This is a genomic window from Microcystis sp. M090S1, assembly GCF_020246295.1.
GTDB classification, from domain to species: Bacteria; Cyanobacteriota; Cyanobacteriia; order Cyanobacteriales; family Microcystaceae; genus Microcystis; species Microcystis aeruginosa.
Genome location: NZ_JADBTF010000466.1, coordinates 1 through 11,083, shown reverse-complemented (window position 1 = coordinate 11,083; position 11,083 = coordinate 1). Strand labels below are relative to the sequence as shown.

The following is an 11,083-nucleotide window of genomic DNA, read 5'->3' as shown; positions in this document are numbered from 1 at the left end:
TAAAGCATATCTAAAGAGTTTTGAGTTAAAAGTTAAACTTCAAGTTTTCATTCAGGACGAATGTACTGGTTAACTAATTTTTTGGGAAAAATTAGTTAACCCATCATTATAACATATAATTAATTTGCAAGAGTTCTATTTGCTAATCGACAGAAAGATGATTTGGTGCTTTTATATTTTTCTGGGCATGGACTTAAAGATCAAAAGGCTAGATTTTTTCTAAGTACAAGAGACACTGGGCGTGATCAGAAGGGAAATTTTTCTCTTGCAACAGCTTTAGCGGCAACTAAACTTCAAGAGTACATCACAGATAGTCGTTCCCAAAGGCAGATAATTATTCTCGACTGCTGTTTTAGCGGAGCATTGGTTCAGGGAATGCCAATCAAAGGGGAATTTAACATTCAAGAGGAATTAGGAGGTAAAGGAAGGGCGATTTTGACCTCTTCTAGTCCAATTGAATATTCTTTTGAGTCGGAAGATAAAGATTTGTCCATCTATACAAAATATCTAGTTGAAGGAATTGAAACTGGTGCAGCAGATCAGGATGGTGATCAATTAATTTCTGTTAATGAATTGCATGAGTATGCCAGCGAACGAGTAAAGGAAGCTGCCCCGGCAATGACTCCCAAATTTTATCTTTCTCTTGAAGGAGAGGATACTATTTATTTGGCCAGATCTCCTCTTGCTGCTAATGATCCTAAATTTAAGTATCGTAAAATAGTTGAGGATATTATTAAAAAGTGGAATGATGAGGATATTAAAGATTATTGTTTTAAGGAGGAAGACTTTTCTGCTGCAGATAGGGCAGTTTTGGATGCAACAATAGATCAATTAAATCTCTCACCAGATGAAGCCAGAACGATTGAAACAGAAGTTCTTAACCCACTGCTACTGCGACGAGACAATATTAAGAAATATAGGAATGCGTTTCGGAAAATAATAGCTGCTGCTAATCATACTCCATTGAAAAACAAAGATAAAGAGAGTTTAAAGAAACTGCAAATTATCTATGGACTCAGGGATGAGGATATTCAGGTGATTGAAGAAGAAGTGCAAAATGAGGTTTATCCCATTACTCCGACGATTCCACCAATCACTTCGCCTTCTGCAAAAATCGCCCAAATTTTGCATTCTATAAAAACTTTAAAGCCCCAAAATTTCAAATTAAATCTGCCAGTTAGGATAGGAATACCATTAATAGCAGTTGTAAGTTTAATTGCCATTAATCGCCATAATATTATTACTCCATTAATTCCATCTGATTGTCCAAAACAAACGGGCGACTTTATTAGTGAAGGAGAAGAAGTTCTTAATTACTCTCAATCGTTTAACAAGAAGAAAGGTACAGAATATTTTGCACAGTGTGATTATCAAAAAGCCCTGTTAAGATTTAAGGACGCATGGCAACAGGATAGGCTAGATCCAGAAACGTTAATTTACTTAAATAATGCTTTACTAGAAGCCAATAAAATGCCATATTACACCATTGCTGTTGCTGTTAGTATTCCTCCCAAAAATCAAAATAGCTCTAATGATGATGATGATGATAGTCGAGCAAAAGAAATGTTACGAGGAGTAGCACAATTACAAACAAAAATTAATCTGGGAATTTTAAATGACAATGATCCATTCCTCAAGTATTTTCCAGATCAAGATTTTATCAACAAAAAAGCGATTAATGGTAAGGGATTAAAAGTTGTCATTACTAATGATGAAAATAAGGAATTATTAGCCAAAAAGACAGCATCATCTCTTTCCCAGCGTCCTGAAATTTTAGGGGTTGTTGGTCACTATCCCAGTGAAATGACTCTAGCAACGGTGGATATTTATAATCAAAATAATTTAGTTTTGATTTCTCCCGGATCAACGACTAGCGAGCTTACTAAATACCCCAGAAAAAATTTCCTGCGAACTGTTTTTTCCGTCGAGCAACAATCTCCTGCCATTGCAAAATTTTTACAAGAAAAGTCTATTAAAAAAGTGGTGGGCTTTTATAGTGAAGGAAGTCCATTTAGTGAATCTTTTTTTAATAGTTTTAAAACTATTTTTACACGCCCTCCATTCTCTGGAACTGTAGTAAAATTAGATGAATTTGATCTCGGAAATAATTTTAAGGCAGAAGAAGCCATCCAAGAGTTACGAAAAAGACAAGGAAAAATAACAGAAGAAATAGGGCTTGTACTATTCCCAAAAGCAATTGGCGATGCTCAAGGCGATGCAATTAGACTTATAAAACTTAATAATAGTCAAAATTGGGTTATCGGATCATGGGGGCTTCGTAGTTCTCGTACCTTAGAACAAATTAACAACCTACAACCTTTTCAAAAGTTTGTTATTACGGTTCCTTGGGATTCTTTAACCAGTCCTAACCAGGATTTTCTTAAGGATGCCAAAATTTTATGGACTACAACTTCTGTTAATGCAATAACGGCCCTATCCTATGATGCAACTCTTGCTCTAACAAAAGCTCTAGAAAAGGCAAATACTCCCACACGAATTAATATCCTTGAACAATTAAAGTCTCTTGATTTTCTTGTCACTAAAGGTGCAACTGGGACAATTCAATTCGATGAAAATGGCGATCGCAAGAAACTTGATGAAAATGGCGATCCCCAAAATCCCTCCGTAGAATTTGTTCACATTGTGGAGTGTCGGACACCAAGTTCAGATTTTGCTTTTGTCCCAATCAAGTATCCTACGGCTAAAGATGCTGGTTTATCCTGTTTAAACTCACCCAAAAAACCTAGTCCCTAGCTAATCAGGGTTGGCTGAAAAAGTCTGAAATGCCGCTAGGAAAAAGGTTTCGACTCAATCAAGCGATCGCCCCTCTTGTAGGTTGGGTTGAGGAACGAAACCCAACACAGAATTAGATAACCAACTAAAATAATCTATACTAAGCCAATAAAGCCTGTTTTATTGGCTTTCCTGCCTTCTATTGACAGTAGGCTCAAACTAATAATTAATATCATCGTCGCAATCACTCGTGGACTGGAGACAACAACTAATTATTTTTACCCGTTATCCAGAATTGGGGAAAGTAAAAACCCGTATGATTCCAGCTTTGGCAGCCGAGGGAGCCGAAGAATTACACCGCAAACTGGCCGAATATACTCTCGGTAAATTAGCGGGTTTGAGGAATTTTCTCTCTCTGATCATTTGCTACCATGGCGGCAGCGAGGAAAAAATGCGTACTTGGTTAGGTGTGCATTATTGCTATCATTCTCAACGGGGAAAAGACTTAGGAGAAAAGATGCAAAATGCTTTTGCCGATGGTTTTGCTCAAGGGATGACAGCGATCGCTATTATTGGCACAGATTGTCCAGAAATCGGGGAAAAAGAGATTTTAGTAGCCTTTGAGGCCCTAAAAACCCACGATATGGTTTTAGGGCCGGCGTTAGATGGAGGATACTACCTAATTGCTTTAAAACAGGTCTTTCCAGAGCTTTTTGACGGTATTCCCTGGGGGACGGGGGAAGTCTTGGCAAAAACCCAGACAATCGCCGCTAAACTGGCTTTAAAAACCGCTTATCTGCCTAAATTAGCCGATATTGATCGTCCGGAAGACCTGCCTATCTTAAAAAAATACCTGCCGGAATTAAGGTTGAACGATGACGGGGGTTCCCATGCGGACTAAATCAAACAACACTTTCACATCCCGATTCCGCATCCGCACACAACCATGGGAAGCGGCGCTACCGAGGGAATTTTCTGCGGGGGTGCCATGAAAACCGATGGAATTTTTGCCGTCACTCCAAAAACCGATCCATCTTTCCCCTAGGGGACTATTGGGACCGGGGGTGCTGACTTTTCCTGTCCAGGGACTTTTCCAGACGGGATTGCGAACTAATTCCCGCACCTCAAATTTACCGGTGGGGGTTTCCCAGCCTTTTTTGCCGACGGCGACGGTAAATTGTGCTAAAACTTTACTATCTTGATAAATGTAAACTTTTCTCTCTTTCAGTTTCAGGACCAGATGGGTAGCGAGAGTTTGATTGGCTGCGGTATTCGGGGTGACGGTGCTGATTTGGTTAGCTTGGGCCGGATATACGGGTAAACAAGTTAATCCTAATCCGATGATTAAGAGGGTCAAATTTCGTTTGAACGCCATTATTCCCACACTCCTCAATTGCGATAGCGATAATTTTTAAGGATAGCAAATAGGGAACTTTTTGGAAGCTCAAGCCGCTTATACTGTGCCAGTTTTAGCTTCGTACTGCCGACAACCTTCACAGGGACCGGTGGGATTAACCGCACAACGCAAATGGGGAGAATAGGCATTAAAACGACAACTAAGATCACCGATCAAGGCCGGTTTATTTTCTGTCCCTGGAGGGATTGACAAAAAATCACTGGCAATCACCGTGCTGTATTCGTGACGATGGCGAATCCCTCTCAAACGGTTGCTTAATCTCTGTTGGGATCGGTTAATCAACCAGAGACTAACGAGAGAGGGAAAGAGGGCGAGGATAAAAACAAAGGTTATCCTGATCACGATTTCAGTTTAGGCGATCGCCAGTGATGATAACTTATTATCGAGGCAGTCCCTAGAAATTAGGCCATAACCAGGGAAGACTTAAGGGGTTCTTCCTTTTTGCTTTCATAAACTCCCGCAGTACTGGGGAATCCTCTGGTTAGTTCCCGCACTTTAATCTCACCTGCTTGCAGGGATTTGGTCAAAATTTCCATGGCAACCACGGGTTTACCCGCACCACAGAAGAATAAATCGGCGGCGAAATAGCCGTGTTCAGGCCAGGTGTGGATCGCGATATGAGATTCAGCTAAAGTCGCCGTCGCGGTAACTCCGTGGGGACTGAACTGGTGGACACACAAATCGATCAGCGTTGCTTCTCCTGCCGTAATTCCATCGAGGATAGCGCGACGAATGCGCTCGGGATCGTTGAGGAGGTCAGCAGGTACTTGCCAAGCATCGACAATCAAATGGGTTCCCAGTTTGGTCATTTTTTTTTCAATACTCCCTATCGAAAAACCTTCACAGATTTACCAGCATAACACAATTTTTCTAACTTGTGCAAAAAAGATCTGGTTTTTCTCGGTTACTTTTTCTAAAAACTGGGACAGGGTGGGGGAGAAGGGTGTGGGGTGTGGGGTGTGGGGTGTTGGGAAAAGCGCAAGGGACTAATTTTATCTAGGAGGGGGGACAGGATTAGTGGGGACGGTGGGACTGGGAGAAGCGGCGGGAATGGGGGGATTTTCGGGTTTACGGACTTGGGGGACGGGTGACAGATAGAAAAGTAGGGCGCAAGCGACAAGACTGCCTAATCCTGCCAAAAAAGGTACTGTTCGACCAGCCACCGATTCATTGACCTTATGGTAGCGACGGGAAACTGGCTGTAATTTCAGGGTTAGGTCAGGTAAAGTGCGAGTATCGGCAAAAAATTGGTCAATCGCTTCTATTAAATCGAATAACTGCACGGTACTGATTTCTATCTTCACCGGACTTTCCGGGATATTCAAGTCCGTTGATGGATACCAGACCAGACGATGGAGATTCTGGTCAATCTTTTCTAGGTACACATGATCTGGTTCCTGTACGGGGTCTTGGGGATGACGAACACCACTCAAAAATTCTTGGGCATACTGACTGACCGCTTGTACCAAATTTTCCAAGAAAACCCGACCACCTTGCAGGACTTTATTGGCCCCGATTAACCGACATTCTACGTTAGTCAAAATTGAGAGCAAAGGTCGGCTATCACCGGGGTTAGCTGGGGCGAAATCATCGCCGAAACCATCGAGAATCAGGGTACAATTGGGCAGGCTATACTGTCTTCTCATTTTTACACTATCTCCCCATCAAATAAACTAATCCAAAACCGCTGCATTCCCGTCGTACCAGTACAAAATAATAACTGATCGAGGAGGGATAAAGCCAGTTCATTTAAAGCATTTTCATCGGCTAGATAAACCGATACTTTGGCCCGGCGGGGGTTCATGCGACTGCGAAAATTGGAGCGAAATCTTTCTAGGTATTCTGATAAAAGAAAATTATTATCCACGGGTAAACCCTTTGATTCCATCTGTTGCCGCGCTAACAGTAATTGTCGGATGGATATAGCTAGGGGTTTGGCCCGGTAACTGGCAATGATAACTAAAGCTTTTGCTTGGTCAAGGGTCAGACGGTCGAGGGTGTAGGAAATTCGCCACGGATTAGTACAGCGTAAGCGCCAGAAAATAATCCGGTTTTTGATAATTTTATCGAGTCCTAGTTCTTTACAGAGGGCTAACAGGGCCTCCCCGGCACCGACTTCTAAGGATTCCAACGCTAACAGCATTAAATCGATATGCTGTTGGAGATGTAGGGCGCATTGCTGACTTGCAATCGGAAAATCGGGTAAAACGCTTAAAATAACCGGTTTTTCTGGGGCTGATGTTGTAGATTCGGGCGTTAGGCTAGTAGAGGTCATGATATAGGAGAACTAAAACACAAGGGCGATCGAGTCAGGGTATTGTAAATTGTATTGTATAGATAGCTGTCCCCCATTTTACGAGACACGGAAACCGAATGGATCTGAAATCACTGATTCGCGATATTCCCGACTTTCCCAAACCGGGTATTGTCTTCCGCGATATTACTACCCTACTCAATCATCCCCAAGGATTACGTTACACGATCGATACCCTAACGGCAAAGTGTCGCGATTACGGTTTATCCCCCGATTACATTGTCGGTATGGAATCCAGGGGTTTTCTCTTTGGTGTTCCTTTAGCATACCAATTAGAAGCGGGATTTATTCCTGTCCGGAAACCGGGCAAATTACCCGCCGCCGTTCATAGTATCGAGTATGATTTGGAATACGGAAGCGATAGCCTCGAAATTCATCAAGACGCGGTGGCATCCCATCATAAAGTCTTAATTGTCGATGATTTAATCGCGACGGGAGGGACGGCGAAAGCGACGGCCGGTTTATTAGAAAAAATTGGTTGTGAGGTGTTAGGATTTGCTTTTATCATCGAGTTAATCGACCTTGGTGGTCGGGAAAAATTACCCGATTTACCGATTATTACCCTCATCGATTATTAGGGTTTTTTTAAGTAGCTAAGCAGAATTAATTACACATTTCGCTAACACTCTTGCAAGAGTGCCTATCTCAAAAATGGCAATTAATTCTGCGCGACTATTTGTCTCCTGACTCCTGAATTGGAGTCCCCACTAGGAAATTAACTTGGCACGATTACTTATGACGGCGACCGATGATAATTATAAGGATGCAACCGCTCGATCGAGTGCTAATGGGTTACAATCTCTCCTAACTAGCGAAACTTTTTTATATATTGTCAAGCGTGTTCTCCAGGGTTTATTAACCCTGTTGTTGGCCTCGGCTTTGAGTTTCGCTATTATCCAATTAACCCCCGGCGGTTTTCTGGCTTTGCTTGACCTTAATCCCAAGATTAGTCAGGAAACTAAAGAACAATATATTGCCCTTTTTGGTTTAAAAGACCCGCCGATTGTCCAGTATTTTAAATGGTTGTGGCAAGTGGTAACTCAGTTTAATTTTGGTCTGAGTTTTACCTATTTTCGTCCCGTGTCTTCCCTATTATTAGAGAGAATTCCAGCGACGTTATTAATGTCTTTGACTTCCATCATTTTAACCTGGGCGATTGCGATTCCCTTGGGCATTCTCAGCGCCGTCAAACAAAACCAATTTATCGATAAATTTTTCCGAGTTATCAGTTATCTTGGTCAAGGTTTCCCCAGTTTTATCACTGCCCTTTTACTGCTAATTCTCGCCCAAAATGTCTCGCCGCTTTTACCGGTGGGTGATATGACCAGTATTAACTATTCGGAATATTCCCCTATCGGTAAAGTTTTAGATATCGCTTGGCACATGATTTTACCAACTATTGCCCTGACAGTTACCAGTTTTGCCGGATTACAAAGATTGATGCGGGGACAATTGTTAGATGTTCTTCGACAGGATTATATTCAAACCGCAAGGGCGAAAGGTTTACCAGAAAATAAAGTTATCTATGTCCACGCTTTACGCAATGCTATTAATCCTCTGATAACTCTTTTGGGCTTTGAATTTTCCAGTTTGTTAAGTGGGGCATTTATCGCCGAATTTTTCTTTAACTGGCCCGGATTAGGTCGTTTAATTCTGCAAGCTGTGACGGCTAAAGATTTATATTTAGTTATGGGCAGTTTAATGATGGGTGCTACTATGTTGATTATCGGTAATCTCCTGGCTGATTTACTTCTCAAAGCTGTAGATCCTAGGATTAAATTGGAGGATTTAAAGTAGGGGAAATGGGGAAATTTTATCAGTTATCAGTAAACAGTAATCAGTTATCAGTGGGGAGATGGGGAGACCACTGCGTGCGCGTTGCGGGGGGAGACCACTGCGTGCGCGTTGCGGGGGGAGATGGGGGAAATTTCAACTAAAACCCCAAAACCCCAAAACCCTAAAACCCTAAAACCCAACCCCTAACCCCCAACCCCTTTTTTCCTTTTCACTTTTTACTTAAGTAGGGAGGCACAATTATTTGTAGGATGGGTTAGCGGTAGCGTAACCCATGCAGGCGTAGGGTTTCATGCTTCAACCCAACCTACGTTCATCTTATATTTAATTCCACCCACCCACTTAACCAACTATGTTAGCAACTACGCATTATTTACTCAGGTCAAAACAAGACGGACAATACCTAGTGGCGCGTCTGAGAAAAGGTGAAAGCGAAACTCCGGCCAGTTATCTGCTTCTGTTTAAAGAATCCTACGATGCTTTAAGTTATATCAATACCCATGCTCAGGATTTAGCCAATAATTTTTCTGTGGAAACTCTCTCAGGAACACAATTAAAGGGACTGATGCAGCGATGGGGATTTGCAGGAATTGGTTTAGTTAGTGAACCGTTGGAACCACAGGTGCAGTTTTTAGTCTACGAAAAAGGATTTAATCTCTAAACTATGAAAACGCTGTTAATCACTGGAGTTAGTGGGTTTTTAGGTTGGCATATTTACCAAAAAACTCGCTCATCTTGGGCAAGTTTTGGTACATATTTTAATCACAATGTCAATAGTAATGACCCGAATTTAATTAAAATTAACTTAACAGACTTAGCCGCAGTTAAAGAACTTTTTCAACAGATTAAACCCGACGCAGTAATTCATGCGGCTGCCCAATCAAAACCGAATCTCTGTCAAGAATTTCCCCAAGCATCCGAGGCAATTAATCTGACAGCTTCTCTAGAAATTGCCCGTTTGTGTAGTCAATATCAAATACCGCTAGTTTTTACCTCTACCGATTTGGTTTTTGATGGTAAAAATGCCCCCTATTCCGAACATGATCCCGTTTCTCCCGTCAGTGTCTATGGTGAGCAAAAAGTAGCGGCGGAAAAGGGTATTTTAGCAATATATCCTCGGGCGGCTATTTGTCGAATGCCTTTGATGTTTGGTTCCCCTTCTCCCACCGCTAATAGTTTTCTGCAACCCTTTTTAAAAACCCTCCAAGAGGGAAAAGAATTATCTCTATTTACTGATGAATATCGTACTGCTGTTGGGGTTAATAGTGCGGTGAATGGGTTACTTTTGGCATTAGAAAAAGTGCAAGGGATTATTCATCTGGGGGGGAAAGAAAGAGTTTCTCGTTATCAATTTGGTTTACTAATGGCGGCAGTTTTTAACATTCCCAGAGAACAAATAAAACCCTGTTTACAGTGCGATGTTCCCATGATTGCGCCGCGTCCGCAGGATGTTTCTTTTGATAGTTCTCTTGCTTTTTCTTTAGGTTATCAACCATTAAGTATTAAAACCGAATTAGAGGCAATTAGAGATGAAATTATCTGAACAAAAGCGGACTATATTAATTATCTTGCTCCTTTTTTTTACCGCTATTCTCATGGCCAATTATTTTGAGGTAGGGATGACAGGAGTGTTAGCTTTTTTCGTTGCCTATCTTTCTAAAGGATTGCGAAAAGTTAAGTAGGGTATGCTGAAAAAGCCTGAAATGCCGATAGGAAAAAGGTAAAATATCCTAAAAGTCCTGCACTTTTTTTATTCAGTACAGATGTATAGAATCTCGGCGGCAACTCCATCAGAACCGGAATCATTTGAACTGCCCTTTGCAACTTAATTGGCGTATTTACCTGCTTATTCTCCCGAATTATCTCCTATTTTAGTCTTTTCTTAAGTCATTTTTTAAGCATTTGGTTATAAACTTGTCGTGAAAGAATTGGGAAAAACTCTTTATCTTGATAAAACTTTTTTTCCTCTCCAAAGACAACTAAAATATAATGAGCTTTGTTATCAGGACTGACGATAATAGCCGCATCATTTCGATTATTAAATGTCCAGCCCATTTTAGCATAAAATTGAGTGTTAACCGGGAGAGATTGACCTAAAAAGTTTTGGATAGGATTAAAAGGTTTTTCTTTCCACGCTTGAGGATGTAAATCTCGTTTAATTAATTGTTTAATCGCTTGGCTATAAGCTGGTTAAATTGCTTGTTCTTGCTCAATTTCGATTGGAAATTTTCCAATTTTCACTCTCTTTTTTAAACCAATAGGTAACATTTTTTTGATAAGTCTGGGTTGGGGTTCCACATCCAGCACTTCTGGGACCATGGAGTGTAAGTTGTTCCGTTACATTGACTGTTATTGAAGGTGACGAACCTGAAGGATCAAAAGAGACTATCCGATTAATATTGGAAAAATCATAAGTATAATAACAGCCTTGAGAGCGCAGCCAACCCACTGTCCCCCCACAGATTCCATCATTACATTTTTCTAAGGTATTAGAATAAAGTTCTCCGGTGGCGTATTGCTTTACTAAGCTGTCATCAAAAGAAGAACCGAAAGCCTGTCTTTTAACTTCATACCAACGTTTAACAAGTTTTGCTGCTTCATCTTGTGTGAGATCATGGGAAGGTGAGGGAGATGGAGAGAGTCTTGGTGTCGGTGTCGGGGAAGAAGCGAGCGTTCCTAAACTTATATCTATCTTAAAAGTTTTAGAGCCTTTGGGGGCAGCAATTTGCAGCAAATACTTTCCGTCTTCTGGCAATTTTGTTCCTTGTAAAATTTGATTGTCTGGACTATAAAGCCACACACAGATATCATCATCTGTGTTATAG

Annotated in this window: 14 protein-coding genes; 7 read left to right on the top strand and 7 right to left on the bottom strand. The window is 41.2% G+C overall.

Features of this window, described 5'->3' with window-relative positions:
• Positions 1-165: 165 nt before the first annotated feature.
• Together IM477_RS23225 and IM477_RS20405 are read left to right on the top strand one after the other, a co-directional pair.
• Positions 166-2,754: an ABC transporter substrate-binding protein gene (locus tag IM477_RS23225; RefSeq protein WP_502866552.1), complete on the top strand. Its 2,589-nt coding sequence runs from the start codon at positions 166-168 to the stop codon at positions 2,752-2,754.
• Positions 2,755-2,983: 229 nt separating this feature from the next.
• A complete protein-coding gene (locus IM477_RS20405; protein WP_287733259.1) occupies positions 2,984-3,634 on the top strand; it encodes a TIGR04282 family arsenosugar biosynthesis glycosyltransferase in 651 nt (216 codons plus the stop codon).
• On the opposite strand, the gene IM477_RS20400 is transcribed toward IM477_RS20405, so the two are convergent.
• The 5 genes from IM477_RS20400 to IM477_RS20380 all read right to left on the bottom strand — a co-directional run bounded on the left by IM477_RS20400 (position 3,596) and on the right by IM477_RS20380 (position 6,425).
• Positions 3,596-4,108 carry a L,D-transpeptidase gene (locus tag IM477_RS20400; protein ID WP_002759526.1) on the bottom strand — a complete coding sequence of 171 codons (513 nt, stop codon included), beginning with the start codon at positions 4,106-4,108 and terminating at the stop codon, positions 3,596-3,598. The genes IM477_RS20405 and IM477_RS20400 overlap by 39 nt on opposite strands.
• A 78-nt stretch (positions 4,109-4,186) precedes the next feature.
• Positions 4,187-4,492, bottom strand: a complete 306-nt coding sequence (locus tag IM477_RS20395) for a DUF6464 family protein (protein WP_287733258.1) — start codon at positions 4,490-4,492, stop codon at positions 4,187-4,189.
• Positions 4,493-4,551: 59 nt separating this feature from the next.
• Positions 4,552-4,959: an adenosylmethionine decarboxylase gene (speD, locus tag IM477_RS20390; protein ID WP_002795793.1), complete on the bottom strand. Its 408-nt coding sequence runs from the start codon at positions 4,957-4,959 to the stop codon at positions 4,552-4,554.
• 183 nt (positions 4,960-5,142) lie between these two features.
• Positions 5,143-5,796, bottom strand: a complete 654-nt coding sequence (locus IM477_RS20385) for a DUF4335 domain-containing protein (RefSeq protein ID WP_287733257.1) — start codon at positions 5,794-5,796, stop codon at positions 5,143-5,145.
• Between the two features lie 2 nt (positions 5,797-5,798).
• Positions 5,799-6,425 (bottom strand): DUF3038 domain-containing protein, encoded by a 627-nt coding sequence (locus IM477_RS20380; RefSeq protein ID WP_045358672.1) that lies wholly within the window; start codon positions 6,423-6,425, stop codon positions 5,799-5,801.
• A gap of 98 nt (positions 6,426-6,523) precedes the next feature.
• Between IM477_RS20380 and IM477_RS20375 the strand changes: the two genes are divergently transcribed.
• From IM477_RS20375 to IM477_RS20355, 5 genes are all read left to right on the top strand, one after another.
• Entirely contained in the window at positions 6,524-7,042 is a 519-nt protein-coding gene (locus IM477_RS20375) for an adenine phosphoribosyltransferase (protein ID WP_012266767.1), read from the top strand.
• Between the two features lie 157 nt (positions 7,043-7,199).
• The gene (locus tag IM477_RS20370; RefSeq protein ID WP_072924375.1) at positions 7,200-8,261 is read left to right on the top strand and encodes an ABC transporter permease; all 1,062 of its coding nucleotides are present in this window, start codon (positions 7,200-7,202) and stop codon (positions 8,259-8,261) included.
• A gap of 349 nt (positions 8,262-8,610) precedes the next feature.
• The gene (locus IM477_RS20365) at positions 8,611-8,919 is read left to right on the top strand and encodes a hypothetical protein (RefSeq protein WP_002759539.1); all 309 of its coding nucleotides are present in this window, start codon (positions 8,611-8,613) and stop codon (positions 8,917-8,919) included.
• 3 nt (positions 8,920-8,922) lie between these two features.
• Complete coding sequence (locus tag IM477_RS20360) at positions 8,923-9,801, top strand: SDR family oxidoreductase (RefSeq protein WP_287733256.1); 879 nt, start codon at positions 8,923-8,925, stop codon at positions 9,799-9,801.
• Entirely contained in the window at positions 9,788-9,940 is a 153-nt protein-coding gene (locus tag IM477_RS20355; RefSeq protein ID WP_002759543.1) for a hypothetical protein, read from the top strand. The genes IM477_RS20360 and IM477_RS20355 overlap by 14 nt, the downstream gene beginning before the upstream one ends.
• A 205-nt stretch (positions 9,941-10,145) precedes the next feature.
• Here the strand turns inward: IM477_RS20355 and IM477_RS20350 are convergent, their stop codons facing one another.
• Together IM477_RS20350 and IM477_RS20345 are read right to left on the bottom strand one after the other, a co-directional pair.
• On the bottom strand, positions 10,146-10,367 hold the full coding sequence (locus IM477_RS20350; protein ID WP_502866551.1) for a serine hydrolase: 222 nt from the start codon (positions 10,365-10,367) through the stop codon (positions 10,146-10,148).
• A 100-nt stretch (positions 10,368-10,467) separates the two neighbouring features.
• Positions 10,468-11,083 (bottom strand): ARC6/PARC6 family protein (locus IM477_RS20345; RefSeq protein ID WP_287733254.1); only part of this gene is annotated, 616 nt, incomplete at its 5' end.